Source organism: Lysobacter sp. A286 (assembly GCF_054052105.1).
Genome location: NZ_JBSVRJ010000001.1, coordinates 633902 through 660896, shown reverse-complemented (window position 1 = coordinate 660896; position 26995 = coordinate 633902). Strand labels below are relative to the sequence as shown.

Annotated in this window: 20 protein-coding genes; 10 read left to right on the top strand and 10 right to left on the bottom strand. The window is 66.2% G+C overall.

Annotated features, from left to right (window positions below; translation table 11 throughout):
• Nucleotides 1-5 precede the first annotated feature (5 nt).
• From ACW7G0_RS03150 to grxC, 3 genes are all read right to left on the bottom strand, one after another.
• Nucleotides 6-1337, bottom strand: a complete 1332-nt coding sequence (locus ACW7G0_RS03150) for a Na+/H+ antiporter NhaC family protein (protein ID WP_456987574.1) — start codon at nucleotides 1335-1337, stop codon at nucleotides 6-8.
• Nucleotides 1338-1524: 187 nt separating this feature from the next.
• Nucleotides 1525-2532, bottom strand: a complete 1008-nt coding sequence (locus ACW7G0_RS03145) for an isocitrate dehydrogenase (protein ID WP_456962051.1) — start codon at nucleotides 2530-2532, stop codon at nucleotides 1525-1527.
• A 135-nt stretch (nucleotides 2533-2667) separates the two neighbouring features.
• Nucleotides 2668-2961 carry a glutaredoxin 3 gene (grxC, locus tag ACW7G0_RS03140; RefSeq protein WP_456987573.1) on the bottom strand — a complete coding sequence of 98 codons (294 nt, stop codon included), beginning with the start codon at nucleotides 2959-2961 and terminating at the stop codon, nucleotides 2668-2670.
• A 287-nt stretch (nucleotides 2962-3248) separates the two neighbouring features.
• Between grxC and ACW7G0_RS03135 the strand changes: the two genes are divergently transcribed.
• The 5 genes from ACW7G0_RS03135 to ACW7G0_RS03115 all read left to right on the top strand — a co-directional run bounded on the left by ACW7G0_RS03135 (nucleotide 3249) and on the right by ACW7G0_RS03115 (nucleotide 10872).
• Entirely contained in the window at nucleotides 3249-4826 is a 1578-nt protein-coding gene (locus tag ACW7G0_RS03135) for a M48 family metalloprotease (RefSeq protein WP_456987572.1), read from the top strand.
• 126 nt (nucleotides 4827-4952) lie between these two features.
• Nucleotides 4953-5660, top strand: a complete 708-nt coding sequence (phoB, locus tag ACW7G0_RS03130; protein ID WP_456987571.1) for a phosphate regulon transcriptional regulator PhoB — start codon at nucleotides 4953-4955, stop codon at nucleotides 5658-5660.
• 66 nt (nucleotides 5661-5726) lie between these two features.
• A complete protein-coding gene (locus ACW7G0_RS03125) occupies nucleotides 5727-7127 on the top strand; it encodes a phosphate regulon sensor histidine kinase PhoR (protein ID WP_456987570.1) in 1401 nt (466 codons plus the stop codon).
• Between the two features lie 77 nt (nucleotides 7128-7204).
• Complete coding sequence (gene ppk1, locus ACW7G0_RS03120) at nucleotides 7205-9325, top strand: polyphosphate kinase 1 (protein ID WP_456989436.1); 2121 nt, start codon at nucleotides 7205-7207, stop codon at nucleotides 9323-9325.
• A gap of 17 nt (nucleotides 9326-9342) precedes the next feature.
• Complete coding sequence (locus ACW7G0_RS03115; RefSeq protein WP_456987568.1) at nucleotides 9343-10872, top strand: Ppx/GppA phosphatase family protein; 1530 nt, start codon at nucleotides 9343-9345, stop codon at nucleotides 10870-10872.
• A 24-nt stretch (nucleotides 10873-10896) separates the two neighbouring features.
• Here ACW7G0_RS03115 and mdoH read toward each other — a convergent pair whose 3' ends face one another.
• Together mdoH and ACW7G0_RS03105 are read right to left on the bottom strand one after the other, a co-directional pair.
• Entirely contained in the window at nucleotides 10897-12900 is a 2004-nt protein-coding gene (mdoH, locus tag ACW7G0_RS03110) for a glucans biosynthesis glucosyltransferase MdoH (protein WP_456987566.1), read from the bottom strand.
• Nucleotides 12873-14423: a glucan biosynthesis protein gene (locus ACW7G0_RS03105; protein WP_456987564.1), complete on the bottom strand. Its 1551-nt coding sequence runs from the start codon at nucleotides 14421-14423 to the stop codon at nucleotides 12873-12875. Before ACW7G0_RS03105 ends, mdoH begins: the two co-directional genes overlap by 28 nt.
• Before the next feature lie 165 nt (nucleotides 14424-14588).
• Here ACW7G0_RS03105 and ACW7G0_RS03100 point away from each other — a divergent pair, with 165 nt between their 5' ends.
• Together ACW7G0_RS03100 and ACW7G0_RS03095 are read left to right on the top strand one after the other, a co-directional pair.
• Nucleotides 14589-15752 (top strand): glycosyltransferase family 4 protein, encoded by a 1164-nt coding sequence (locus ACW7G0_RS03100; RefSeq protein WP_456987562.1) that lies wholly within the window; start codon nucleotides 14589-14591, stop codon nucleotides 15750-15752.
• Entirely contained in the window at nucleotides 15712-16260 is a 549-nt protein-coding gene (locus tag ACW7G0_RS03095) for a phosphatase PAP2 family protein (RefSeq protein WP_456987561.1), read from the top strand. Before ACW7G0_RS03100 ends, ACW7G0_RS03095 begins: the two co-directional genes overlap by 41 nt.
• A 54-nt stretch (nucleotides 16261-16314) precedes the next feature.
• On the opposite strand, the gene ACW7G0_RS03090 is transcribed toward ACW7G0_RS03095, so the two are convergent.
• The 4 genes from ACW7G0_RS03090 to creB form a co-directional block, all read right to left on the bottom strand.
• Entirely contained in the window at nucleotides 16315-16923 is a 609-nt protein-coding gene (locus tag ACW7G0_RS03090) for a GNAT family N-acetyltransferase (RefSeq protein WP_456987559.1), read from the bottom strand.
• Nucleotides 16924-17095: 172 nt separating this feature from the next.
• On the bottom strand, nucleotides 17096-18481 hold the full coding sequence (creD, locus tag ACW7G0_RS03085; protein WP_456987557.1) for a cell envelope integrity protein CreD: 1386 nt from the start codon (nucleotides 18479-18481) through the stop codon (nucleotides 17096-17098).
• An 87-nt stretch (nucleotides 18482-18568) separates the two neighbouring features.
• Nucleotides 18569-19996 (bottom strand): two-component system sensor histidine kinase CreC, encoded by a 1428-nt coding sequence (gene creC, locus ACW7G0_RS03080; protein ID WP_456987556.1) that lies wholly within the window; start codon nucleotides 19994-19996, stop codon nucleotides 18569-18571.
• A gap of 45 nt (nucleotides 19997-20041) precedes the next feature.
• Nucleotides 20042-20716 (bottom strand): two-component system response regulator CreB, encoded by a 675-nt coding sequence (gene creB / locus ACW7G0_RS03075; RefSeq protein WP_456987555.1) that lies wholly within the window; start codon nucleotides 20714-20716, stop codon nucleotides 20042-20044.
• A gap of 97 nt (nucleotides 20717-20813) precedes the next feature.
• Here creB and ACW7G0_RS03070 point away from each other — a divergent pair, with 97 nt between their 5' ends.
• Nucleotides 20814-21671 carry a 23S rRNA (adenine(2030)-N(6))-methyltransferase RlmJ gene (locus tag ACW7G0_RS03070; RefSeq protein ID WP_456987554.1) on the top strand — a complete coding sequence of 286 codons (858 nt, stop codon included), beginning with the start codon at nucleotides 20814-20816 and terminating at the stop codon, nucleotides 21669-21671.
• Between the two features lie 69 nt (nucleotides 21672-21740).
• Here the strand turns inward: ACW7G0_RS03070 and ACW7G0_RS03065 are convergent, their stop codons facing one another.
• Nucleotides 21741-22661: a cation diffusion facilitator family transporter gene (locus tag ACW7G0_RS03065; protein ID WP_456989435.1), complete on the bottom strand. Its 921-nt coding sequence runs from the start codon at nucleotides 22659-22661 to the stop codon at nucleotides 21741-21743.
• Nucleotides 22662-22810: 149 nt separating this feature from the next.
• On the opposite strand from ACW7G0_RS03065, the gene ACW7G0_RS03060 reads away from it, so the two are divergent.
• Nucleotides 22811-23359, top strand: a complete 549-nt coding sequence (locus ACW7G0_RS03060) for a GNAT family N-acetyltransferase (RefSeq protein WP_456987553.1) — start codon at nucleotides 22811-22813, stop codon at nucleotides 23357-23359.
• Between the two features lie 84 nt (nucleotides 23360-23443).
• Nucleotides 23444-26968, top strand: coding sequence for a transcription-repair coupling factor (mfd, locus tag ACW7G0_RS03055; RefSeq protein WP_456987551.1), 3525 nt, complete (start codon nucleotides 23444-23446; stop codon nucleotides 26966-26968).
• Nucleotides 26969-26995 lie beyond the last annotated feature (27 nt).

The window sequence follows — 26995 nt, the reverse complement described above, 5'->3', positions numbered from 1 at the left end:
GTCCGTCAGCCAGCTCCCCTGCCCCGGCCTGGCCACAATATGAAGCCGACCGCGACCAGCGCCAGCAGCCAGCAGTACCAGACCTTGCCGGCGATCAGCAACGGCGACAGCCCGGCCAGCGAGCCAGCCAGCAGGATCTGCGCGCCGTAGGGCAGCACGCCCTGGACGACGCAGGAAAAGATGTCGAGCACGCTGGCCGCCCGGCGCGGGGGGATGCCGTGGCGCTGGGCGATGTCCCTGGCGAGATCGCCGCTGACCAGGATCGCGACCGTGTTGTTGGCGGTGAGCGCGTCGCCGCCGGCGGCCAGAGCCGCAATGCTGATTTCACCGGCGCGACGGCCGGTGTGCCCGCCGGCAAACCGGGCAATGGTCGCGGCGAGCCAATCCAGCCCACCATTGGCCTTGATCAGCGCCGCCAGGCCACCAATCAGGATCGACAACAGGGTGATTTCGACCATGCTCTCGAAGCCGGCATAGATGTCGCTGGCAAAGCTGATCACGTCATAACCGTCGGCCAGCACGTAACCGAACACGCCGGCCACCAACAGCCCCAAGCCAAGCACCAGCACCACATCGAGCCCTATCAGGGCGAGTACCAGCACCACCAGGTACGGCAGCACCAGCCAGACCGTGGCGGCTTCGGGCGCACTGATTGGCGCGGCGTCACCGACCACCGCCAGCAGTGCGGCCGTCGCCAGCGCCGCCGGCAACGCAATCTTGAAGTTCTCCCGGAACTTGTCGCTCATCCGGCACCCCTGGCTGCGGGTCGCGGCGATGGTCGTGTCGGAAATGATCGACAGGTTGTCGCCGAACATGGCGCCGCCGACCACCGCGCCCAGCACCAGCGCCTTGTCGAGTCCGGCGGCATCAGCCAGGCCAATCGAGATCGGCACCACCGCGGCGATCGTACCCATCGAGGTGCCGATCGACAGTGAGACGAAGCTGGCGACCAGGAACAACCCTGGCAGGATCATCGCCGGCGGCAATGCGCCCAGGCCAAGCGCAACCACCGCATCGACCGCGCCGATCGCCCTGGTCACGGTGGCAAACGCGCCCGCCAGCAGGAACACCAGCACCATCAGCATCACGTTGCTGTGGCCCATCCCCTCCAGCAGGGTGTCGACCGGCTTGATCCCGCGGCGCCAGGCCAACCAGGCACCGAGCGCCAACGCCGGCAAAATCGCGACCGGGGCGCGCAACTGGTAGAAGCCCATCGCTTCGCCCTGCGCGGTGAAATACAGGCCGGCGCCGAAGAACAACACGAGGAACAACAGCAACGGGGTCAGCGCCAGTGCGCTGGGAGACGCCGTGGCCACGGTAGGTGGGGAGTCATTCATCGCTTTATTCGGATGGAATAATCAATCGCGAAGTGTGCCGGCTGCTCCGACGGCTGTCGAGCACAGGGATGGAATGCTGGATATCACCACCCGAACATAAAAAGTGGCCAGACATAAAAAAGCGGGGCGTCCAAGACGCCCCGCTGGGTCCGAATCAACACGACGGACTAAAAAAAATCTGGTTGGATCACAGCCGGCTGGCGATCGCCTTGGCAAAGCCCATGGTGGTGCCGCTGCCACCCAGGTCGGCAGTCAGGTTGTCACCGGCCTCCAGGGTCGCCACGATCGCCGCGCGGATCGCTACCGCCTTGTCGGTCATGCCCAGGTGGTCAAGCATCTGGGAGGCACCCATCAACAGCGCGCACGGGTTCGCCTTGCCCTGTCCGGCGATATCGGGCGCGGTGCCGTGCACGGCCTCGAAGATCGCCGCATCGGCACCGATGTTGGCACCCGGAGTCAGCCCCAGGCCGCCAATCAGGCCGGCGCACAGGTCGGAGATGATGTCACCGAACAGGTTGGTGGTCACGATCACGTCGAACTGTTCCGGGCGCATCACCAATTGCATGCAGGTGTTGTCGACGATCATTTCCTCGCACTCGATCTGCGGGAACTGCGCGGCGACTTCACGCGCGGTCTTCAGGAACAGGCCCGAGGTCGACTTGAGGATATTGGCCTTGTGCACCACGGTGACCTTCTTGCGTCCGGTCTTGACCGCCAGCTCGAACGCATAACGCACGATCCGCTCCGAACCCTTGCGGGTGGTGCGGGTGATCGAGGTCGCGCTCTGGCCGTCAGCCGCGGTTTCCTGCCCTTCGGCGCTGTAGGCGCCCTCGGTATTCTCGCGTACGGTGATTACGTCCACGCCGGTCGGGAAGCGCGACCTGGTATTGGGGAAGGACTTGGCCGGCCGCACGTTGGCGTACAGGTCGAAGCGCTTGCGCAACTCGACGTTGATCGAGGAAAAACCGCCGCCGACGGGAGTGGTCAGCGGGCTCTTCAGGGCAACGCGGTTCTTGCGGATCGAGTCCATGGTCGCCGCTGGCAGCAGCTCGCCGGTCTTTTCCATCGCGACCAGGCCAGCATCGGCAAACTCGTACTGCAGCCCAAGCTTCATCGCGTCGAGCACGTACAGGGTGGCGTCCATGATTTCAGGACCGATGCCGTCGCCACGGATCACCGTGATTGTCTGTGTCATTGGGGGTCTTCTTCCATCTGATGGGCGCGCCGTGCAAGACGCTGCGCCGGGTGGTTATCCCTGCAATTATGCCGCAAGCACCCATTCGATGGGCGCCCGGAGGGCGCCAGCCACCAGATATCGTCAGTGAATCCGCTACGCGGCGCCATCCAGCAAGGGCTCCAGCTTGCCCTCGCGCTGCAGCGCCATCATCTCGTCGAAGCCGCCCACATGGGTGTCGCCGACGAAGATCTGCGGCACGCTGGTGCGCTTGGTCAAACCCATCATTTTCTCGCGGGCAGCGGAATCCAGGTCAATGCGGACCTCGGTCCACTCGCGACCCTTGCTCTTGAGGAAGTTCTTGGCGGCGACGCAGTACGAGCAGGTCGCGCTGGTGTAGATCACGATCGGGTTGGAAGCGGGGTCAACCTGGTTCAAGTCGGTGCTCAAGTCGGTTCTCCTGTGGTGAATTCGGTGTAGGCAAAATCCGGATGCAACGGGCCCGGGGGGTGAACTCCGGCGAACGGGCATTGTCCAACCCATTGCCATCGCTTTGCCACGCAGGCAATTGGGAGATGGGTTCAACAGCCCGTGTTCGCAAGTCGGCGGCACCCGCAGCCCCCGGCGCATCGTTCAGGCCAATTAACCGCGGATTCATTCGGCCCGGCCCGATCATCGGCATGCTGCCATTATCGACCCTTCGGCCATGCAACGGTGGCCGGTCCCAGGAGTTCCGCTTGCGCCGCATCATCGTGCTTTCCACCGCCGTCACATTGGCCTTGGCCAGTGTCTGCGCGCCTGCGCAGGACTCCTTGCCGGACATCGGCTCCTCCGCCGGTGAACTGCTGACGCCCCACCAGCAGGAGGAATACGGCGCGATGATGTTGGCGCAACTGCGCCACTACGACTACATCCTGGCCGATCCTCTGGTGGACAGCTGGCTCACTTCGCTTGGTACCCGGCTGGGCGCCAGCAGCGACCGCCCGCAACAGCCCTTCACGTTTTTCATGATGAGTGATCGCCAGATCAACGCGTTTGCCACGCTCGGCGGCTATATCGGCGTCAACGCCGGGCTGGTGCTGGCGGCCGAGCGCGAGGATGAAGTCGCCGGGGTAATGGCCCACGAGATTTCCCACGTCACCCAGCAGCACGTGCTGCGCGGGGTCGAGCGGGCCCAGCGCGACCAGTTGCCGATCCTGCTGGCGATGCTGGGGGCGGTCGTGGCGGCCCAGGCGGCCGGGGGCGACTCATCCGGCGAAGCGACCCAGGCGGCAATCGTTTCGGCGATGGGCCTGGCCCAGCAGCGCCAGATCAACTACACCCGTTCCAATGAACACGAGGCCGACCGGATCGGTATCCAGACCCTCGCCCGCGCCGGTTACGACCCGCTGGCAATGGCCGACTTCTTCACCACCATGCAGGCGAAATCACGGGTCAATGCGGCCGGCGCCTACGACATCCCCGGCTACCTGATGACCCACCCGGTCACGACCACCCGCATCAGCGAGGCGAAAGCGCGGGCGGGCCGGGTCGAAGAATCGCCGGGCGGCTTCCTGGCCAGCCCGATCGCGACCGACAACCCATTGTTGCCCGACGGCCTGACGATCGGCGCGCCGGCGCACAGCGGCAAGGGCACGGGCCTGTTTGGTTTTGCCCAGGAGCGCCTGCGCGTGCTCAGCGCCGACAGCCCGCGCGCGGCAATCCGCGAATACGAGCAGATGACCAAGCGCGGCACGCTGGACGAGGCGCAGCGTTATGGACTGGCCATCGCACGATTGCGCGCCAATGAACCGGCGGCGGCCGCCAAGCTGCTGACGAGCTTGCTGACGGAACGGCCGGGCGAGCTGTGGTTGAGCCTTGGGCTGGCGGAAGCGGAATCGCGCAGCGGTCACCAGGAGGCCGCCGACGCACGTTTTGGCGAGCTGCTCCGACGCGCGCCCAACAACCGCGCCGTTGCGCTGACCTGGGCCGACGCCCTGCTGGAGCGCAACACGGTCGATGCCGGCAAGCGCGCCCAGGCAATACTGCGGCCGCTGCTGTCACGCTCGGCGACGGATCCGGCCTTCCAGCACACGTTCGCCCGCGCCAGCGAGATCGCCGGCGAGCCGATCCGCGCCGGCGAAGCCTATGCCGAAGCGACGTTCCTGAGCGGCAGGGCCGAACAGGCGCTGGTCCAGCTGAACACCCTGAAAAAGCGCCCCGAGGTTGATTACTACGCCCGCGCCAGGATCGAGGCGCGAATCGCCCAGATCACACCCATTGTGCTGGAGCTCCATCGTCAGGGCATCCACGACCAGGTATTTGACCGCCGCTAGGCAAGGCAGGCCGCGGCAAGACGCTGTCATGCGCCTGTAACTAAACGGTAGTGTACTGGGGTGACTCCGGGATCCACGGTCGATGACCAACCGATCCCGGCGCCCACTCCTCGTCACTGGTGAGCCGTGCAGAAGAACATCCTGATTGTTGAAGACGAGCCCGCGATCCGGGACATGGTCGCCTTTGCCCTGCGCAAGGGGGACTACAACCCGGTTCATGCCGGTGATGCGCGCCAGGCCCAGGCCGCGATCGCCGACCGCGTGCCCGACCTGATCCTGCTGGACTGGATGCTGCCCGGAACCAGCGGCCTGGAACTGGCGCGACGCTGGCGCAAGGACGCGTTGACCCGGGAGGTGCCGATCATCATGTTGACCGCCCGTGGTGAGGAGAACGACCGTGTCGGCGGCCTGGAGGCCGGTGTCGACGACTACGTGGTCAAGCCGTTTTCGGCCCGTGAGCTGTTGGCCCGTATCCGTGCGGTACTGCGTCGCTCGCGCGAGGATGACGAGGACGGCAGTATCCGTGCCGGATCACTGCGTATCGACGGTGCCGCCCATCGCGTCTTCGCCACTGTCGGCGGCGAGGAACAACCGGTACAGATCGGACCCACCGAGTATCGCCTTTTGCACTTCTTCATGACTCACGCCGAGCGGGTGTATTCGCGCAGCCAGCTGCTGGATCATGTCTGGGGCGGCAGCGTATACGTGGAGGAGCGCACCGTGGACGTGCACATCCGCCGCCTGCGCAAGACCCTGGAGCCGTACACGCTGGACGGCATGATCCAGACCGTCCGCGGCACCGGATACCGGTTTTCCGTGTCCGCCGACTGTTGACGCGGTAATGGGCGGGTCTGACCGCCCTGCGCTGCACCACAACATCATCTGTTGGATACTCAGGCCATGACTTCGCGCGTACGCACTGCCTGGTTCCGCACGATTGGCCTGCTGTGCCTTTTCCTTGCCATTACGGCCGCGTTTGGCTTGGCAATCGGTTATCCGTGGCCGGTCGTGACCGTGGCCGCGCTGACCCTGGTGGGCTGGCATTACTGGCGTCTGCACCGGGTGCTGTCACGACTGAGCGCGCGCCTGCGGCAGCCGCCGCCCGGCGGACCTGGCCCGTGGAACGAACTGGACCGGATGCTGTACCGCGGCCAAGCCGAAATGCGCGGCCGCAAGCGACGGCTGGTGGAGATGTTGCGCGCCTATCGCGCCGCGGCCGCCGCGCTGCCAGATGCCATCGTGGTGGTCGATCGCAACAGTCAGCGGATACTGTGGTTCAACGAGTCCAGTTCGCCATTGCTGGGACTGCATTACCCCGTCGATATCGGCCTGCCACTGGTGCAACGGATGCAACCGTTGCCGCTTGCCCACTGGCTCGCGGCCGGTCGCCATGCCGAGTCGCTTGAGGTAGCAGCCCCGACCCGTCCATCGATGCGCCTGAGCCTGCGCCTGATCCCGTATTCGGAGAACCTGTGGTTGCTGGTCGCGCGCGACGTCAGCCGATTGCTGCAGTTGGAGCAGATGCGCCGGGACTTCGTCGCCAATGTCTCCCACGAGCTGCGTACCCCGTTGACCGTCATCCATGGGTACCTGGACATGATCGAGCAGGACGAGCACCCGGAGTTGGCGCCCATATTCACCGAGATGCAACGCCAGTCGCAACGCATGGCGCAGCTGGTCGAAGACCTGTTGACCTTGTCACGGCTGGAGTCGCAGGACAGCTTGCCGGTGGAAGAACCGGTATCGATGGACGCGATGCTGACCACCCTCAAGCGCGAGGCCGTCGCACTGAGCCAGGGCAGGCATCACATCAGCGTGGATGACAGCGCGGGCCTGGACCTGCTGGGATCGGGCAAGGAATTGCACAGCGCGTTCTCCAACCTGGTAAGCAACGCGGTGCGTTACACGCCAGCCGGCGGGGAGGTGGTGATCTGCTTGCGCACCACCCGTGCATCCAGTCCGGGACTCGATGTCGCGCCGCAGCGGATCGTGCCGGCTGGACTCGTGTCGGATGGAATCGTGCTTGAAGTTCGCGACAGCGGTTACGGAATTCCGGCAGCACACTTGCCACGAATCACCGAGCGCTTCTACCGGGTCTCGACCAGCCGCTCGCGCGAGAGCGGTGGTACCGGCCTGGGGCTGGCCATCGTCAAGCACATACTGCAGCTCCACCAGGCGCGCCTGGAGATCACCAGCGAGGTCGGCCGTGGCAGTATCTTTGCCTGCCACTTCGGCGCGGAGCGGGTACTTCCGCGCGAGACATCACGCGGCGGCCAGCACGCCAACGAGTTGCATGCATGAATACCCCAGCCAATGACCGCTTGCCGGCCAACCCGGCGCCGGAAGACCGGAAAGGCGAGCCCACACCGCCCACGCACATCCCGCTGGACCAGGTCGCGCCCGAGCACGCGCCGCTCGACGTGGGCCTGTATACCGACGTGGCCGACAACGACCCGCTTCGGGACCCGTCGCTGTACTTCAATCGCGAATTGTCCCAACTGGACTTCAACTTCCGGGTGCTCGCACAGGCGCAGGATTCGCAGGTGCCCTTGTTGGAGCGCCTCAAATACCTGTGCATCAGTTGCACCAACCTGGACGAGTTCTTCGAGATCCGTGCCGGCACCTTGCAGCACGCACAGGACCTGGGACTGGTCGCCGGCCCCGATGGCCTGTCGCCAAACGCGGTACTGGCGCGCATCCATGACCGTGCCGCCGAACTGGTCGACGCCCAGTACGATTGCTGGAACACGGTGTTGCGACCGCAACTCGATGCCGCTGGCGTACGGGTCCTAGCCCGCGGCAGCTGGAATGCTCGTCAAACCCGCTGGCTGCGCGCGTACTTCCGCAATGAAGTCATGCCGGTACTGTCGCCGCTGGGGCTGGATCCGGCACACCCGTTCCCGAAAATCCTCAACAAGTCGCTCAATATCGTGGTGGTGTTGAGCGGCCAGGATGCATTCGGCCGCAAGGGCGACCTGGCGATCGTGCGTGCACCGCGCTCGCTGCCACGAATCATCCAGGTCCCGCAGAAGATCAGCGGCGGGTCGAATGACTTCGTGTTCCTGTCGGCGGTGCTGTCGAGCTTCGTTGGCGAGTTGTTCCCGGGAATGGAGATCAAGGGCGCATACCAGTTCCGGGTCACCCGCAATTCCGAGCTGTTGGTCGACGAGGAGGAGGTGGACAACATCGCCCTGGCCCTGCGCGACGAACTGGTTGGCCGTGGCTACCTGCGCGCGGTGCGGTTGGAGATCGCCGAGCAATGTCCGGCCCCGATCGTGCGCAACCTGCTGGACAAGTTCGACCTGCCCGCCAATGCGGTCTACCGGATAAAAGGCCCGGTCAACCTCAACCGTGTGATCCAGGTGTACGACCTGGTCGAGCGCCCCGACCTGAAATTCCCGCCATTCCAGCCGCGTCAGCTACCCGGCAGCGATCGCATTTTTGCCACCGTGGCCAAAAATGACGTGCTGCTGCACCACCCCTTCGATGCGTTCACGCCGGTGCTGGACATGCTGCGCCAGGCGGCCGAGGACCCGGCAGTACTGGCGATCAAGCAGACCCTGTACCGCTCGGGCAAGGATTCCTCGATCGTGGAGGCGCTGATCCAGGCCGCCCGCAACGGCAAGGACGTCACCGCCGTGGTCGAGTTGCGTGCACGTTTTGACGAAGAGGCCAACCTGGGTTTCGCCGACCGCCTGCAAGAAGCCGGGGTGCAGGTCGTCTACGGCGTGGTCGGTTACAAGACCCACGCCAAGATGCTGCTGGTGGTCCGGCGCGAAGGCCGGAAGTTGCGTCGTTACGTGCACCTGGGCACCGGCAACTACCACGCCGGCACGGCCCGGCTTTACACCGACATCGGCCTGATCACGGCCCACCCGGAGATCGGCAACGACGTCCACCTGATCTTCCAGCAGCTGTCCGGACTGGCGCCGTCGATGACCCTCAAGCTCCTGTTGCAATCGCCTTTCACCTTGCATGCCGGGGTACTGCAACGGATCGATCGCGAAACCGCGAATGCGCGGGCGGGCAAGCCCGGCCGGATCATCGCCCGGATGAACGCACTCAATGAGCCTCGGGTGATACGCGCGCTGTATCGCGCATCGCAGGCGGGCGTGCAGATCGACCTCATCGTGCGCGGCGCCTGCACTCTGCGCCCGGGTGTGCCGGGCGTCAGCGAGAACATCCGGGTGCGTTCCATCGTCGGGCGATTCCTGGAGCATGGCCGGGTCTACTGGTTCGGCAATGATGGCCAGCCAGAACTGTTCTGCGCCAGCGCCGACTGGCTGGAGCGCAACTTGCTGCGGCGGGTCGAGACCTGCTTTCCGATCCTCGATCCGGGTCTGGCCGAGCGGGTGTTCGACGAAACCCTGAACAACTACCTGGACGACAACCTCAACGCCTGGTCGTTGCAGTCCGATGGTGACTACGCGCGGGTGCCGCGGCCCGACCATCAACCACCCCATTCGGCCCAGGCTTGCCTGTTGGCCAAGCTGTGCTGACCAGGGATCACCGCGACATGCCGGACATCTTCCCGACCGCGGCCATGCCGTTACGCGATGGCGACCTGCTGGCCGCGATCGACCTGGGCTCCAACAGCTTCCACATGGTGGTTGCCCAGTATCTGCTGGGACAGCTGCGGGTCGTCGACCGCCTGCGCGAGAGCGTACGGCTGGCCGAAGGCCTGGATGGCCGCGGCGCGCTATCGGCCGAGGTCCGCCAACGTGCCTACGCGTGTCTGTCGCGTTTTGGCCAGCGCATCCGCGACATCCCACCACAGCGGGTACGCGCAATCGCGACCAATACCGTGCGCCGCCTCGCCGTCCCGCAGGCGTTCCTGATGCCGGCCGAAAGCGCCCTGGGCCACGGGATCGAAGTGGTCGCCGGCCGCGAGGAAGCGCGACTGATCTACCTGGGTGTCGCCCACGCGCAACCTTCCAAGCCAGGCCAGTTGCGACTGGTGCTCGACATCGGTGGCGGCTCCACCGAATGCATCATCGGCAGCGGCTTCGAGGCGATCGAACGCGAGAGCCTGCAACTGGGTTGTGTTGCCACCACGCGGCGCTATTTCGGCGACGGAAAGCTCACCGAAAAGCGCTGGCGCGAGGCGTTGATCGAGGTCACCGCCGAGTTCCAGCAGTTCGCCTCCACCTACCGCGCTGTGGGTTGGGATGATGCGATCGGCACTTCCGGCACCAACAAGGCCATCGGTGAGATCTGCGCCGCCATGAAATTGAGCAAGGGCGCCATCCTCGTCGATGCCCTGCCCCAGGTACGCGACCGCTTGCTGCAGGCCGGCAGGATCGATGCGATCAAGCTACCCGGGCTGTCCAGCGAGCGCCGCGAGGTGATTGCCGGGGGCGTGCTGGTGTTGGAAGCGGCTTTCGATGCGCTCGGCTTGCAGCGACTGGCGACCAGCAAGGCCGCGCTGCGCGAGGGCGTGTTGCACGACATGATCGGTCGCGGCGGCGCGGATGATCCGCGCGACGCCTCGGTGGCTGCCCTGATGGTGCGCTACGGGATCGACACCGCCCAGGCCGCGCGCGTGGAGGCAACCGCGCTGCGGCTGTTCGATCAGCTCGCGCAGGCCTGGCAACTGGACGTCGACGACCGGCTGATGCTGGTCCGGGCGGCGCGCCTGCACGAGTTGGGGCTGACGATCGCCCACAGCCAGTACCACGTGCACAGCGCCTATGTAGTCGAGTACACCGACATTGCCGGTTTTTCGCGCCAGCAGCAGCAGTTCCTGGCGGCGCTGGTACGCACCCAGCGGCGAAAGATCCCCAAGCACGTGTTCGACGCCCTGCCCGACCGCCTGCTGCCCGCCGTTCGCCACACCTCGGCGTTGCTTCGGCTGGCTGTGCTGATCCACCGCGCGCATGAGGCCGACCCGATTCCGCAACTCGACGCTCATGCCAGCGCGGATTGCCTGACGCTGACCTTTGCCCAACGCTGGCTGCAGGCACGTCCGTTGCTGCGCGCGGACCTGGATGGCGAACCTGACGACATCGCCGCGCTGGGCATCACCCTGAGCGTCGAAACAACGTAGGCACGCGTGCAGCGCCCACGCGCCCTACACCGGGTGCGGCTCCAATTCCGACGTCGTCTCCGCCGGCGCCAGGCCGGGAGCGTCCACGCACGCCACCGCCCGGACCAGCGATCCGCGCAGCGCCTGCGCACGGGCAAGCACCGGCGGCGGCACGACCTCCTCGGGAGTCAGGAACAGTCCGAGGTGCCGCAAGCGGCGGCCCGGTATCGGCGCCGCGGTCAACGCGACCAGCGGCATCGACACCACCAGTCCAAGCAGCACCGGCGACATCCACAACATCAACGAGGGCGAGACCGCATAGCTCCATACCGCGCCCACCAGCCCGCAGGCCGTCACCCCACCGTAGCGTTGCAGCAACTCAGTTCGCGACAACGTGCCATCGTCACGGCGCTGGCTTTCCCAACCGGAATCACGCCCCATCAGCACCTCGGCCACACCGCGCGACTGCAGGCACATCGTCACCGGCGCCATCAACGTGGTCAGCACCGTCTCCACCAGCACCCCCAGCGTCAACCGCAAGGCTCCGCCACAGCTGCGACGCGCCCACGGGTCGACCAGGGTCAGCAGGAAGCCCAATAGTTTGGGACCCAGCAACAACGACATGGTCAGCACGAAAACCCACAAGAAGCGCTCACCATCGCCTGGCCCCGCCCAGTTCGCGGACGATGCCAGACCGGGGAGCACCAGCTCATGCAGGCGCAAGCCCGAATTCGCCATGGTCATCACAAGACCGATCAGCATCAGCATCCCCCACAAGGGCGCGGTGATGTAATGCCCGATGCCGGTCAGCAGGTGCCAGCGACTGACCCAGTGCAATCCACGTGCAGGCAACACACCTGCGTGCTGCAGGTTGCCCTGGCACCAGCGGCGGTCGCGCACCAGCATGTCGGTCAGTGAGGGCGGGCCTTCTTCATAGCTGCCGCCCAGACCGGGGATCAGGTGCACCGACCAACCGCCGCGGCGCAACAAAGCCGCCTCCACGAAGTCATGGCTGAGGATACTGCCACCAAACGGGCGGCCGCCCTCCAGCTTCGGCAGGCCGGCATCGACGGCAAATGCCGCGGTACGGATAATCGCGTTGTGGCCCCAGTAGTTGCCCTCGGTGCCATGCCACCAGGCATTGCCACGCGCCAACACCGGACCGTACACGCGCCCGGCGAACTGCTGCATGCGCGCAAACACGGTGCCGCCATTGACCACTACCGGCAGGGTCTGGATCAACCCGACCCCGGGGTTGCGCTCCATCGCCATCGCCAGCCTGACCACCGCCTTGCCGGTCATCAGGCTGTCGGCATCAAGGATCAGCATGTGCGGGTACGCCGCGCCAAAACGCTTTACCCACTCGGCGATGTTGCCAGCCTTGCGCTCCAGGTTGTCGGGACGATGACGGTAAAACAGGTTCACCTGTCCACCCAGGCGACCCCGTAATCCCTGAAACGCTGCCAACTCCCGTTGCTGGAACTCACTGCGGGTGGTGTCACTGAGTACAAAAAAATCAAACGAAGCCGCTCGGCCGGTGGCAATCACCGATTCGCAGATGGCCTCCAGCCCGGCCATCAACCGCTCCGGATCCTCGTTGTAGGTCGGCATCAACAGCGCGGTGCGCGTGGTCAGCGCGGGCAGTGGCCCGGCATCAATCAAGCCCAGCCCGCCGCGGCGACGGTAGTCATTGACGATCAATGCAAAGCCGGACAGGGCGCTCATGAAACTCTGCGCAACCCAGACGAACAGGCAGGCGAACAGGACCAGGGTCAGCCCTTCCAGCGCACCCAGTCCGCCGCCACGCAAGGCCCACCACAGCTGGTAGGTCGCCAACAGGGTCAGTCCACCGGTGCCACCAAGGATCCATGCACGGCGCCAGATGATGCCGGCGGGGCTGCCCGGCAACGTGGCGGCGGCCGGCTCGGCCTCCTGGAACGATTGCACCGGCATCTGCAACGGTGCTTCGGCTGGCAACAGTGGCCGCGCCTGGTGGGCGGCGGCAAGCGAAGAGGCATTCATCATGATCGGGTCCATCGGTAAATCCATGTTTCCGAAAGGGGGTTGCCGTCCTGCGACAGCAACCGGGCGCGCAACTCCACCAACGGCTCGTCACCGGGGTGCAGCTCGAACGCCAGGCGCCAGCCGCCCGTCTCGGGGCTGGCATGGGCAACAATGTTAGTGACCTGGCCGTGACTGGCGTGTACTTCGGCTCGCGGCAAGGCGGATTCGTTCAGGCTCGCCAACCCGCCTCCGGCCAGGTCGATCACGACCCGTCGGGCGCCCTTCGGCGCCGCCCCGATCCGGGTGCGCTCGGTCCTTGCCAGCACTGCCTGGTCGCCGCGTCGCTCACACCAGTGCAGGCGATAGTCGAAGCGATGCTCGCGACCTGCCGCCAGCGGTTGCGACGGGCGCCAGAACGCGACGATATTGTCGTGGTACTCATCCGCGGTGGGCAGCTCGAACAGGTGCACGCTGCCCCTGCCCCAGTCACCCACCGGCTCCACCCACAGGCTCGGGCGGCGTTCGTACTGGGCTTCGCTGTCGCCGTAGTCTGAAAACCTGCGCTTGCGCTGCATCAGCCCGAAGCCGCGCGGGCTGTCATCGTCAAAGATGCTTTCCTGCAGCGCCACCGGATTGCACAACGGTCGCCACAGTTGCTCGCCGCTAGCCGTATCCAATGCCAGCCCGCCGGAGTCATGCACCGCACTGCGGTAGTCATCGATACCGACCCGATCACTGGCGTCGAACTGGAACATGCTGGTCAGCGGTGCAATGCCTGCAAGGGAAAGCTCCACGCGCGGGTACAGGCGCGCACTGACGTCGAATACGGTCTCCTGGCCGGGGTGGATCACAAAGGCAAAAGCACCCGCGACACTGGGGCTGTCCATCAGCGCATGCACCACGATCTGCCCCGCGCCCGGCTCGGGGCGCTCGATCCAGAACGCCTTGAAGACCGGGAACTCCTCGCCGGCCGGATCGCCGGTGCGCAACGCCAGCCCGCGCGCGGACAATCCATACCGCTGTCCCTGGGCGACCGCACGGAAATAGCTCGCACCAAGGAAGGCGCAGACCTCGTCGAAATAGTCGGGGGTGTTGATGGGCGCATGCAGGCGGAAGCCGGCAAAACCGAGATCCGTTTCGACAGTTGCCGGCGCCGAGCCGAAGCTGAACATTCCCGGCTGGTAGACGATCGGTGTAGCCATGCCATCGGCCACCTGGTGGATGTCCACCCGCTGCCCGAACAGGAACGCACGATGGAAGAATTCCGCCTGGAACGACCTTCCCTGTCCGCGCCATAACGCCTGCCTGGGATCGAAACGGATCTCCCGGTACTGGTCATAACCGATACTGCGCAGCGAGTCCGGCAACTTCCCGGCAGCGGGCTGGAAAGGTTGCGCGGCAAGCGCGCGGGCCAGCCCCGGCACGGTGTCCGGGGTGAAGGGCCGCGCCAATGGGTCTTGCACCGGAACGTCGCCGGCAAGGGCTCGCAACGGCGACGGCTTCCCCACGCCTGGCAAGGCGACAAGGGGCAGCGTGAGACCCGCGATCAGCAGTTCGCGTCGGCGCAAGGGGGTTTACCGGAAACAGGGATCGGCACAGCCTATCGAATCGCCCATTAATGTCCGGCAAACACGTCGATGCGTCACCCGCTGACGTCACATCATTGTCATATTTTCGCCATCTTCGGTTCACCTCACCGCGGCACGCTGGGCGCACTCAGGCGGAGGCCCCCGATGCGCTACGCGATCGTCACCGAGACCTATCCACCGGAGGTCAACGGCGTCGCCTTGACCGTGCGGGACCTGGAGCACGGACTGCGCGAACTGGGTCACGAGGTCGGCCTGGTACGGCCGCGACAGACCGCCGACTGCCAATCGGCAGACCACGAGCTGTTGATCCGTGGCGTGCCGCTACCGCGCTACTCCGGCTTGCAGATCGGCCTGCCGGCGACCCGTGCGTTGATCAGGCACTGGCGCGCAATGCCACCGGACGCCATCTATATAGCCACCGAAGGGCCATTGGGCTGGTCGGCGCTACGCGCGGCGCGGCAACTGGGAATCCCCGCCGCAACCGGCTTGCATACCCGCTTCGACCATTACATGCGCGACTACGGGTTCGCCTGGCTCGGCAACGCGGCATCGCGCTGGATGCGCCACTTCCACAACCGCGCCGACGCCACCCTGGTGCCTACCCACGAGCTGGCCGGCCTCCTGCGATCACAAGGCTTCCGGCAGGTGCGGCGCCTGCCGAGGGCGGTCGATTGCAACCGTTTCACCCCCGACAGCCGCGACCCGACGCTGCGCGCGCAATGGGGCGTTGGCCCGGACGACCCGGTCGCCATCAATGTCGGCCGGATTGCCCCGGAAAAGAACCTCGACCTGGCCATACGGGCCTACCGGCGCTTGCAGGAAGCCCACCCACGCGCCCGCTTCGTCTGGGTCGGGGACGGACCGGAACGAGCTCGCCTGGAGCGCGAGCATCCCGACTTCATCTTCTGTGGCGTACAGCGCGGCAACGAACTCGCCCGCCACTTTGCCAGCGGCGACCTGTTCCTGTTCCCGAGCCACAGCGAAACCTTCGGTAACGTCACCCTGGAAGCCATGGCCAGTGGCGTGCCACCGGTCGCATTCAATTACGGCGCCGCCCGTGAGCATCTGCGAGACGGCGTGCACGGCGCAGCGATCGACGATGGCGACGACACGGGGTTCATTGCCGCGGCGGTGAACATCGGCGGCGATGCCCAACAACGCGCCGACATGGCCCGACGCGGGCGCGAGGCCGTCATGAGCTTGCAACCGCAACAGGTCGCACGGGATTTCGATGCATTGCTGCGCGACCTGGTCGCGAGGAGGAAGGATGAGTCGATTGCGCTGGCATCAACGTCTGGTCGCCGATGAGTCGGGCTGGTGCCTGAGGCTCAACCAGCTGGGTAGTGGCGGCATTTCGCGGGCCGCATTCGCCACAGTCAGCCGGCTTGGCGACGGGATGTTCTGGTACCTGCTCATGGCGATGATGATCCTCGTCGACGGCATCGACGGACTGGCCGCATCGATCCACCTGGCGGCGACCGGGCTAGTCGCACTGGGCCTGTACAAACTGCTCAAGCGATGGACCCGCCGTCCACGGCCGTTTGCCAGCGACCAGCGGATCCAGGCGTGGGTTGCGCCGTTGGACGAGTTCAGTTTCCCGTCCGGACATACCTTGCATGCGGTCGCCTTCAGCCTGGTCGCAATCGCGCATTACCCGGTGCTGGCGTGGGTGTTGGCGCCGTTCACCGCTGCCGTCGCGGCTTCCCGGGTGGTACTGGGCCTCCACTACCCCAGCGACGTGCTGGCTGCCATCGTGATCGGCAGCGGCTTGGCCGGGGTGGCTCTGTGGGTACCGCGGATAGCCCTGCTGGTCTGACGCATGCAGGGCGTGGCGAACGCGATCGCGTTGATGGGAGTTCCCCGCCCGTAGCTAGAAGTTGCGTTCCAGAGGACGCGACCAGGTCGCGAAGTTTTGCGGCAGACCCTCGCACCGGCGGTAGCCGCGCTTGTGCCAGAACGGTTCCAGACTGCGGCCAAACGGCGGCCGGCGCGGATCGTCGACGGCGCGCTCGACCGTGCGGAACGTCGTCGTCTCAAAGCCGCCCAGTGCGCGCGCATGCGACTCGCGCTCATCGAAGAAACGATGGCCCAGGCCGCGTCCGCGATACGCCGGCAGCAACACCGATCCGCCAAAATGGAAGGCCCGGCCGACCTCGCGCCCTGCCGGAGCGAACACCTGGCGCAACGATTCGCGCGCATCGCCCAACGGCAAACCGATCGACGCGCCCACCAACCGGGCACCGTCGGACACCAGGATCGCAATGCTGCGCCAGGAGTCCAGGTAGACCTGCAGGTGCCGGGCCTGGCTGGCGACATCGCCGTCATACAGGTTCGGCCAGTCGCAGAGCACCGTGGCCCGCAACTGCGCGATCTCGCCAAGGAACGGCCGGATCGCCGCGCCGACTACGCTGTGCACGACCAGTGCTCTCAGCGTCGGGTGGTCTGTATGGCGAGATGCGGATTCGGTGAGCGGGGTCATGCCGGACATCATGCTCAGCGGTCTCTTTTGGTCTGGGGGATGCGCGCCCGCCAGTGACAGTACGTGCGCAGCTTACGGTCGGGTAAACGGCAATCCAATGCGGAGAAGGCCATCCGGGTCATCCGTCCGGAAACCGCCGGCGCCTCCCCTGGGGCGCCGACGGTCACGAGAATCAGCCCTCGCCCAAGCTCGGCCCGGACCGCCGCGGACGCAGCGACGGACGCCCGGCCAACTGGTACCAGTCCACCTTGCGGGTGATTGTCATCAGCGCGGCGAGAACCACGAACAGCAGGCCCGAACCCAGCACCAGCGCGTTGTCTTCCGACACCAGCAATCCATAGAGCGCGGCATACAGGGTGGCCAGCATCGCGGCGAAGCCCAGCGCCCGCCGCACGCTTCGCAGGACCGCGCTGAGATAGAACGTGATCAGGCCGATACAGGCGGCCCCGGCGACCAGGTAGGACCAGCCGAACCTGAAATGCTCGCTCAGGCTGAGCAGCAGCAGGAAGAACAGCGCCAGCGCGAGCCCGACCAGGCCGTACTGGATCGGGTGGATCGGCAACTGCCGGGTCAGCTCGAAAATGAAGAACCCGATGAAGGTCAGCAGTACGAACAGCAGGCCGTACTTGGTCGCGCGATCGGTCTTGGCGTACACATCGACCGGGTCGACCAGCGACACGCCGACACTTTCCACCCCGGCGGATCCATCCTCCGCGCCGCTGGCGCCGGCCCGCGCCCGGTCGGCCGCTATACCTTCCAGGAAACTTCGTTGCGCGTTGCTGGCCAGACCGGGAATACCCCACTCGGCCCGGAAGCCGCTGGCGTCGATGGTCCGGGTGCGGGGCGAGCTGCCTTCGAAACTCGGATGCGGCCAGCTCGAATCCAGCGAGAACCGGTTCTGATGACCCAGTGGGACCAGCGCCAGACGTTCGGTGCCGGCCAGCACGAAGTCCAGGCGGGTGCTCACGGTGCGCGTCTCACCCGATGCCGGCACGCCCAGCCGTACATGCAGGCCCTCGCCGCGACGATAGCCCCGGCCCTGCTCCAGGCTCACGCTGCGGCCATCGACCTTCAGCACCGGGGTACCTACCAGCCCGCGCACATCGCCGATCGCGTAACCCAGGTAGGGCTGGCCGATCCGGCGCGCCTGCTCCGGGCCGGGATCGGCCGGGATCTCCAGATCGAATGAAGCCTGTGCGCTCCCATGCCACTCGTACACCCGGACCTCATGCAGCCCGCGTCGGCGGATGCCCGGCTTGAGGTCTCCGTCGACAACCAACGTGCTGGGAAAAAATGTCCACTGGCTCTCCTGCATCCGGCGCACCCTTCGCACCACGCCGTTCGCATCGGGCTCCTCGACCTCAACCAACTGCCGATACGGCACCACCAGCACCGGCCCCGCGAACGACTGCTGGCCGGCGTAACTGCGGGCGATGTCAGCCACCGCCTGGCGCCGGTACTCCTGTCGCTCGTGAACCACCCCGCGCACCATCGTCAACGGCACCAGGATCGCCAGGGTCATCCCCAGCACCAACACCATCTTCATCCAAAGTCGCATTTTTGCACTCCCGTCGTGGCAACCAACGGCAGCATCGATGGCGCGCATGTGCGGACGATGGGGCCACGGTGAAGCGAGGGTGAAGCGTTACCCGGTCGCCGGCAGCACCAGTGTTGCCAGCGCACCACCGCCCGCGCGATTGCCGAGGGTGACCCGTCCGCCGTGCAAGGCCGCGACTTCCGCCACGAAGCACAACCCCAGCCCACTGCTGCGACTGCCGCCTGCCGGGCGCGGCAGCGAATAGAACCGCTCGAACACCCGTTGCGCTGCATAGTCGGGAACGCCCGGACCGCGGTCGGCGACCTCGACGACGACCTCGACGCCCTCGCTCCGCAAACGCAGCTCGACCACGCTGCCGACCGGGGCGAAATCCACCGCGTTGTCGACCAGGTTGACCAGCGCCTGACGAAGCAGGAACGCATCGCCGCTGACCGTCGCCACGGCCGTCTCCAGCCGCAACTCGACGGCCGCCCGGAGCAGGCGTGACGCGCAAAGACCGGCGATATCGGCGGCCAATCGCGCCATGTCGACCGGCTCGGGTTGCTCGATCCGCTGCCGATGCTCCACCGCGGCCAGGGCGAGCAGCTTGTCGATCATCTGCGCCAGGCGGTCGGCCTGGGTCCGGATACTGGCGACAAAGCGTGCACGGTCGGCTTCGGGCATTGGCGACTCCAGCAGTTCTGCGCTGCCCAGGATCGCCGCCAGCGGCCCCTTCATTTCGTGGGTCAGGCTGTGCACGTAGTGCTCGACGTACTGCTTGCCCTCGAGCCTGGCGCGCATGGTTTCCAGCGCGGCGCCCAGTTCGCCGAACTCGCCCGCTGCGCGCGGCGGGACCGCACGCTCACCAGCGGTGACCGCGTGGGCATAACGCCGCAGCCCGGCAAGCTGGCGCGACAACCACCCGGCGGCCGTCAGGCCGATCAACAGGGCTGCGCCCAGCAGCACCGCGCCCCACCCCAGCACCACGGCCTGCCCGCGCTCGATGAACGGCATCAAGGTGCTGTTGGGTTTGGCCACGGTCAGCACGCCGATGAGGGTTCCGTCCGCGTCGCGGATCGGGGCGGCGACATGCATCACGGTGGAGTTTTCATCGGCCGGATCACTCCGGCTGGAGCGTGCACCGTAGTGCCCGTCCAGCGTCCGGCGCACATCATTCCAGCGTGAGTAGTCCGCGCCCAGCGCCGTGCCGCTGCTGTCGAACACGACCACGCCCCGCGCGTCGGTGACGTAGACGCGGTAATTGCCGTGATGCTTGTCGAAACCCCAGATGCTGGCGCCGAAGTCGCGTTTGGCCACCGCCCGCACGCGCCGGGCGAACGCCCCATCGGCGATATGCCCGGCCTGCAGGTCGTCGGTCGCCAGTTCGGCCAGGACATTGGCGGTATCCACCAGCGTGTCCTCCATCGCCTGGCGCACGCCCGGCTTGACCTGCTGGACGAACACCTGCACCACCAGCAGCCCAGCCAGGGCGACGATCAGGAAATAGCCGAGGAAAATCCGCAACCCGATGTTCAAGACATTCGCCTCATTCCGCCGTTCTGGCCCAAGCTCTAGCCCCAGTCACGCGACCTCCAGCGAGTAACCCAGCCCGCGATGGGTGCGGATCGGATCGGCCGACGGGTCCACCTCGCGCAACTTCGCCCGCAGCGTCTTGATGTGGGTGTCGACCGTCCGGTCGCCGCTTTCCAGCGCATCGCCCCAGACCCGGTCCATCAACTGTGCCCGCGACAGGATCGCCCCGGGCCGCTGCAACAACGCAGCCAGCAGGCCGTACTCGTAACGGGTCAAGTCCAGCATGTGTCCGCGGAACCGGATGCACTTCCCTGCCGCGTCGTGGTTGAAGGCCTCCACCGCGGGCACGGCCAACGTCGGTGCCTGGCCACGGCGCAGTACCGCCCTCACCCGCGCCACCAGCTCGCGGGGCGAGAACGGCTTGGTCACGTAATCGTCGGCACCGATCTCCAGCCCGAGGATGCGGTCGGCTTCGGCACCCTGCGCGGTCAGGAAGATCACCGGCATCGAGCTGTTGCGACGCAGCTCGCGGCACAACGCGAAACCGCTGATGTCGGGCAGGCCGATGTCGAGTACGGCCAGATCGAAGGCCTGCCCGGCCACCAGCCGCAACGCCTCGCCACCGGTCAGGCAGTGCACGGACTCGAAACCTTCGGCGCGCAAGGCGTATTGCAGCGTCTCGGCAATCGCGGTCTCGTCTTCGACCAGAAGGATGCGGGGCATGGGCAGGCGGGACCGGGAATGGCGGGGGAAGCCGGCAACGGACGGCCACGACAGGATAAGCCAGCCGCGCACCCCGCCGCCGGGATATCCTGTCGCGATGAACTATCGCCACGCCTTCCACGCCGGCAACCATGCCGACGTCTTCAAGCACGTCACCGTACTGGCGCTGTGCGACGCGCTGACCTCCAAGCCGGCACCGCTGTTTGCGCTCGACACCCATGCCGGGCGCGGCCTGTACGCGCTCGACAGCAACTCCGCCCAGCGCACCGGCGAGGCCGAGGGCGGCATCGGCCGGCTGCTCGCCGAAGCGCCGCGGCACCCGGTCATCACCCGCTACCTGGCCGCCGTGAAGGCCTGTCGCAGCGAACACGGCAATGCCAGCTATCCCGGCTCGCCGTGGCTGCTGGCGCACGCGCTGCGCGAGGGCGATCGGATCGCGGCCTGCGAATTGCTGCCCGAGGAAGCCGCGCAGTTAAAGGCCAACTTCGCCGCCGATCCACGCGTCGCGGTGCATGCGCGCGACGGTTACGAAGCCATGAAGGCCCTGCTTCCGCCGAAGTTCGGGGAGGTGCGTTTCAACCGCGGGCTGGTGTTGATCGACCCGCCCTACGAGGCCCAGCTGCAGGAGTTCGACCACATCATCGGCGCGGTACGCGAGGCGCTTGTGCGCTGGCCGCACGCCAGTTACGCGGTGTGGTATCCGATCAAGCTGCGTCGCTCGCTGAACCAGTTCTTCCGCCGCGCCGCCGCGCTGCCGGTGAAGTCGTCGCTACTGGCCGAGCTGATGGTGCACCCGGACGATTCGCCGCTGCGAATGAACGGCAGCGGGATGTTGCTGCTTAACCCGCCATGGCAACTGGACCAGACCCTGGCCACCGTGATGCCCTTGCTGCAGCAGGTACTGGGCGAGGCCGGCTCATCATCGCGTGTGCAATGGCTGAAGCAGGCCAGTTAGCCATCGCCACGGGGCCGGGACCGGATGCGCTGGCGGCCCCGCCCGGGTCGGGTGCCCGGGGACGCGCCCTCAAGCGCCGGTACGCACGTCCGGCTCGAAGAAGCTCCAGCGCACCTCGGGGAAGGCCTGCTTCATCGCCACCTCCACCGTGTTGATCTCGGCCACCAGGTTGTTGACGCTGCCGCTCTCGCGCATCTGCGCCTGCACCGACACCATCACCTGGTTGCCCAGTTGCATCGTGATCAAGCTGATCACCCGGGTGAGCTCGGGGCGGCCGTCCAGAAATTGCCGGATCTGACGCTCGCGTTCCGGGTCTACGCTTTGTCCGATCAGCATCGCCTTGATCTCGATGGCGACGAAGACCGCCACGATGATCAGCAGCGCACCGATGCCGATCGTGCCCACCGCATCCCACAGCGGATTGCCGGTGACCATGGTGGCGACGACGGCAACCAGTGCGAACATCAGCCCCAGCAGTGCCGCCAGGTCCTCTCCGAAGATCACCACCAGTTCGGCTTGCCGGCTCTCACGGAACCAGCGCCAGATGCTGCGCTGACCACGCGACTTGTTGACCTCCTGCAAGCAGGCCCTCATCGAAACGCCCTCGGCAATGATGCCGAACGTCAATACGCCGACCGCCCACCACAGGCTGCTGCCACCCGGGTCAGCAGGCGCCTGCAGCTTATGGATGCCCTCGTACAACGAGAACATTCCGCCAACGGTGAACAACATCACCGCGACCAGGAACGACCAGAAATAAATCGCCCGGCCATAGCCCAATGGGTACTCCGGCGACGGCGGCCGCTTCGCCTGCTTCAGCCCCAGCAGCAGCAAGCCCTGGTTGCCGCAGTCAGCCAGCGAGTGCACGGTTTCAGCCAGCATCGCGCTGGAGCCGGTGAAGAATGCGGCCAGACCCTTGGCCACCGCGATCAGGAAGTTGGCACCCAGCGCGAAGTAGATCGCGCGGTTTGAATCACCGCCACCGGCCATGGTTCGATCCTCAATGAATAGCGGCGGAATTCTAGCATCGGCGATGGCGATATCCGTGATCAACAGGCCTGAACGAACCGGCAAACATGGGGTTGACGTGATTTCCGGGTGAAGCAAATGTTTACACCGACTATGGCAATATCCTCCGCATGAGCTCCCGAGAAAGACTTCCTCCGTGGCACGAGCGGCAACGCCTGCCCAACGGACGTGAACTGCTGATCCGCCCGATCCGCCCAGAGGACGCGGAGCCTTTGCGGGCAGGCTTTTCGTTGTTGCAGCCCGAAGAGGTGCGGCAGCGGTTCCTGCATTCGGTACGGGGGATGTCGGCAGAGACGATCGAACGCTTCACCCGGTTGAACCCCAAGACAGAATTCGCCCTGGTAGCCGCCGAGCCACTGCCGCCCGGGGAGGCGTTGGTCGGCGCCGTGGCACGGATATTCATTGACCCCAACGGCCGTGACGCGGAATTCGCAATACTCGTCAGCCACTACATCGCCGGCATGGGCCTGGGCCGGTACCTGATGACCCGACTGGTGAAGTGGGCCCGGAGCAAGCAGCTGGAGCGAATCTACGGCGATGTGTTCGAGCACAACCTGCCGATGCTGTCGTTGGCCCAGTCACTTGGTTTTACCCGCGAATCCCAGCAAGACGGTCTGGTGCGGGTGATGTTGGACCTCAAGCCGGTCGCCAGGGGTTGACTGGCAACGATTGAGCGCGTGTCGTCGGTCATCGCCCCGGGGTTATGCCCGGCAACGGCATGATCGGCTAAAATCCTGCACCTGATGCCCTTCCCCATATTTCCTGCCCCGCCGCTGCCCAAGGCAGGCCAGCAGCGCGCCTGGTGGCGCGCGCCGGTCTCGCCCTCGGCCCTCGCCTTCCACATCGCCTGCGCCGCAACGGCTCACGACGGTCCGCTGTTGGTTGTCGCGCGCGACAATCATGCCGCGCTACAGCTGGAATCGGACCTGCGCACGCTGTTGGGGGTTCCCGCTTCGGGTCCGCGCGGTGACGCGGCCACCGATAATGCACCACCGCCGCTTCCGGTACTCCATTTTCCCGACTGGGAAACCCTGCCCTACGACCACTTCAGCCCGCATCCGGAAATCGTCAGCCAACGTCTGGCGACGTTGAACCGGCTGCCGAAACTGCGGCGCGGCATCGTGGTGGTACCGGTACAGACCTTGCTGCAACGCCTGGCGCCGATGCGCCACGTGGTTGGTGGCAGCTTCGATGTGCAGGTCGGCCAACGGCTGGACCTGGAGGCAGAAAAACGCCGCCTGGAATCGGCCGGCTACCGGCACGTGCCGCAAGTGCTCGACCCGGGCGATTTCGCCGTGCGCGGCGGCCTGCTGGACGTTTATCCAATGGGCGCGGACCAGCCGTTCCGGGTCGAGCTGCTGGACGACGAGATCGACACCATCCGCGGCTTCGATCCGGAGACCCAGCGCTCGTTCGACAAGATCGACGCGGTGCATCTGTTACCGGGCCGCGAGCTGCCACTGGACGAGGCATCGCTGAAGCACGCACTGGACGCATTGCGCGAGCGTTTCGACCTGGACACGCGGCGCAGCGCGCTCTACCAGGACCTGAAAGCCGGGACCGCGCCGTCGGGCATCGAGTACTACTTGCCGCTGTTCTTCGAGCAGACCGCAACGCTGTTCGATTATCTCGCCGAGAACACCCTGCCGCTGCTCGGTGAGGGTGCCGCCGAGGCCGCCGAGGTGTTCTGGCGCCACACCGGGGAACGCTACGAGCAGCGTCGCCACGACCTGGAACGTCCGCTGTTGCCGCCCGATACGCTGTACCTGTCGCCGGATGCGCTGCGCGAACGCCTCAACCGGGGCGTGCGCATCGAGGTCTGCGGCGAAGGCCATCCGCAACGCGACCGCGCGCAGGCACTGGCCAGTCAACCGGCGCCCGCGCTGCCGATTGCCGCGCGCGACCAGATTCCGGCCGGCGAGTTGAAATCGTTTCTGGGCAGTTATCCGGGACGGGTGCTGGTCGCGGCGGATTCACCCGGACGACGCGAGGCGCTGCTGGAGATCCTGCAAGCGGCCGAACTGCAGCCGGACGTGCTGCCGGACTGGCCCAGCTTCGCCGGGCTGCTTCCGCTGGCGGAACAAACCGAGCTGTCGCGTTTCGCCATCGCGGTCGCGCCACTGGACGACGGCTTCGCCCTGACCGAGCCCCCGCTGGCGGTCCTCACCGAGCGCCAGCTGTTTCCCGAACGCGCCAGCCAGCCACGCCGGCGCAAGCGCGCCGGGCGCGAACCGGAAGCGATCGTCCGCGACCTGGGCGAGCTGTCCGAGGGCGCGCCGATCGTCCACGAGGACCACGGTGTCGGTCGCTATCGCGGCCTGGTCACCCTGGAGGCCGGCGGCGAGAAGAACGAATACCTGGAAATCGAGTACGCCAAGGGCGACCGGCTGTACGTGCCGGTCGGCCAGTTGCACCTGATCAACCGGTATTCCGGCGCGTCGGTGGAGACCGCGCCGCTGCACTCGCTGGGTGGCGAGCAGTGGAGCAAGGCGAAGAAGAAGGCGCAGGAAAAAGTCCGCGATGTCGCTGCCGAGTTGCTGGAGATCCAGGCCAGGCGTCAGGCACGCGCGGGACTGGCGATCGATCTGGACCGGGCGATGTACGAGCCATTCGCGGCCGCGTTCCCGTTCGAGGAAACCCCCGACCAGCATGCGGCGATCGAGGCGGTGCTGCGCGACCTGCAATCCAGTCAGCCGATGGATCGGGTGGTCTGCGGCGACGTGGGCTTCGGCAAGACCGAAGTCGCTGTGCGCGCCGCGTTCGCCGCCGCGGCTGCGGGCAAGCAGGTCGCCGTCCTGGTGCCGACCACCCTGCTGGCCGAGCAGCACTACAACACCATGCGCGACCGCTTCGCCGACTGGCCGTTGAAGGTCGAGGTGCTGTCGCGGTTCAAGTCGACCAAGCAGATCAAGGCCGAACTGGAGAAGGCTGCCGACGGAACGATCGACGTCGTCATCGGCACCCATCGGCTGCTGCAGAAGGACGTGCACTTCAAGGACCTCGGGCTGGTGATCGTCGATGAGGAGCAGCGCTTCGGCGTGCGCCAGAAGGAGGCGTTGAAGGCGATGCGCGCCAACGTCCACCTGCTGACCCTGACCGCCACCCCGATCCCACGCACGCTCAACATGGCGATGGCCGGACTGCGCGACCTGTCGATCATCGCCACTGCGCCGGCGCACCGGATGGCGGTGCAGACCTTCGTGGTGCCGTGGGACGACAGCCAGTTGCGCGAGGCGTTCCAGCGCGAGATATCGCGCGGCGGGCAGGTCTACTTCCTGCACAACGATGTGGAAAGCATCGGCCGCATGCAGCGCGAGCTCGAGGCGCTGGTGCCCGAGGCGCGCATCGGGATTGCCCATGGCCAGATGCCCGAGCGTGAGCTGGAGCGGGTGATGCTCGACTTCCACAAGCAGCGCTTCAACGTGTTGCTGTGCACGACGATCATCGAATCAGGCATCGACATCCCCAACGCCAACACCATCATCATGAACCGCGCCGACAAGTTCGGTCTGGCACAGCTGCATCAGCTGCGTGGCCGGGTCGGGCGTTCCCATCACCGCGCCTATGCCTACCTGGTGGTTCCCGACCAACGCTCGATCAGCGCCGATGCGAAGAAGCGGCTGGACGCGATCGCGGCGATGGACGAGCTGGGCGCCGGCTTCACCCTGGCCACCCACGACCTGGAGATCCGCGGCGCCGGCGAGCTGCTGGGCGAGGACCAGAGCGGGCAGATGGCCGAGATCGGTTTCAGTCTCTACACCGAGTTGCTGGAGCGCGCGGTGCGCAGCATCCGCCAGGGCAAGCTGCCCGACATCGATGGCACGCACGACCGTGGCGCCGACGTGGAACTGCACGTCCCGGCGCTGATCCCGGACGACTACCTGCCCGACGTGCACACCCGCCTGACGCTGTACAAGCGTATCTCCGGTGCCCGCGACGACGAGCAGCTGCGCGAATTGCAGGTCGAGATGATTGACCGCTTCGGCTTGTTGCCCACCCCGACCAAGCATCTGTTTGCGATCGCCGCGCTGAAACTGCAGGCCACCGGACTGGGCATCAGCAAGCTGGACATTGGTGAGAAGGGTGGCCGCATACAGTTCGTCGACAAGCCCAATGTCGACCCGATGGCGATCATCAAGCTGATCCAGGGGCAATCGAAGCTGTACCGCATGGACGGCCCGGACAAGCTGCGGCTGACCCTGGACCTGCCCGATGCTGGCGCCCGGCTCGCCAGCGCACGCGGTTTGCTGATTGCACTGCGCCCGTGACCAATACCCACCCACGCTGCGGCCAGG

Bases quoted from the DNA above. Each gene is read 5' to 3' on its own strand.
- ACW7G0_RS03095 (WP_456987561.1), top strand. From the start codon at position 15,712: ATGAGTCGATTGCGCTGGCATCAACGTCTGGTCGCCGATGAGTCGGGC.
- ACW7G0_RS03070 (WP_456987554.1), top strand. From the start codon at position 20,814: ATGAACTATCGCCACGCCTTCCACGCCGGCAACCATGCCGACGTCTTC.
- ACW7G0_RS03125 (WP_456987570.1), top strand. From the start codon at position 5,727: ATGACTTCGCGCGTACGCACTGCCTGGTTCCGCACGATTGGCCTGCTG.
- ACW7G0_RS03115 (WP_456987568.1), top strand. From the start codon at position 9,343: ATGCCGGACATCTTCCCGACCGCGGCCATGCCGTTACGCGATGGCGAC.
- ACW7G0_RS03060 (WP_456987553.1), top strand. From the start codon at position 22,811: ATGAGCTCCCGAGAAAGACTTCCTCCGTGGCACGAGCGGCAACGCCTG.
- ACW7G0_RS03145 (WP_456962051.1), bottom strand. From the start codon at position 2,532: ATGACACAGACAATCACGGTGATCCGTGGCGACGGCATCGGTCCTGAA.
- ACW7G0_RS03100 (WP_456987562.1), top strand. From the start codon at position 14,589: ATGCGCTACGCGATCGTCACCGAGACCTATCCACCGGAGGTCAACGGC.
- ACW7G0_RS03065 (WP_456989435.1), bottom strand. From the start codon at position 22,661: ATGGCCGGTGGCGGTGATTCAAACCGCGCGATCTACTTCGCGCTGGGT.
- mdoH (WP_456987566.1), bottom strand. From the start codon at position 12,900: ATGGATTTACCGATGGACCCGATCATGATGAATGCCTCTTCGCTTGCC.
- creB (WP_456987555.1), bottom strand. From the start codon at position 20,716: ATGCCCCGCATCCTTCTGGTCGAAGACGAGACCGCGATTGCCGAGACG.
- creD (WP_456987557.1), bottom strand. From the start codon at position 18,481: ATGCGACTTTGGATGAAGATGGTGTTGGTGCTGGGGATGACCCTGGCG.
- ACW7G0_RS03150 (WP_456987574.1), bottom strand. From the start codon at position 1,337: ATGAATGACTCCCCACCTACCGTGGCCACGGCGTCTCCCAGCGCACTG.
- ACW7G0_RS03090 (WP_456987559.1), bottom strand. From the start codon at position 16,923: ATGACCCCGCTCACCGAATCCGCATCTCGCCATACAGACCACCCGACG.
- mfd (WP_456987551.1), top strand. From the start codon at position 23,444: ATGCCCTTCCCCATATTTCCTGCCCCGCCGCTGCCCAAGGCAGGCCAG.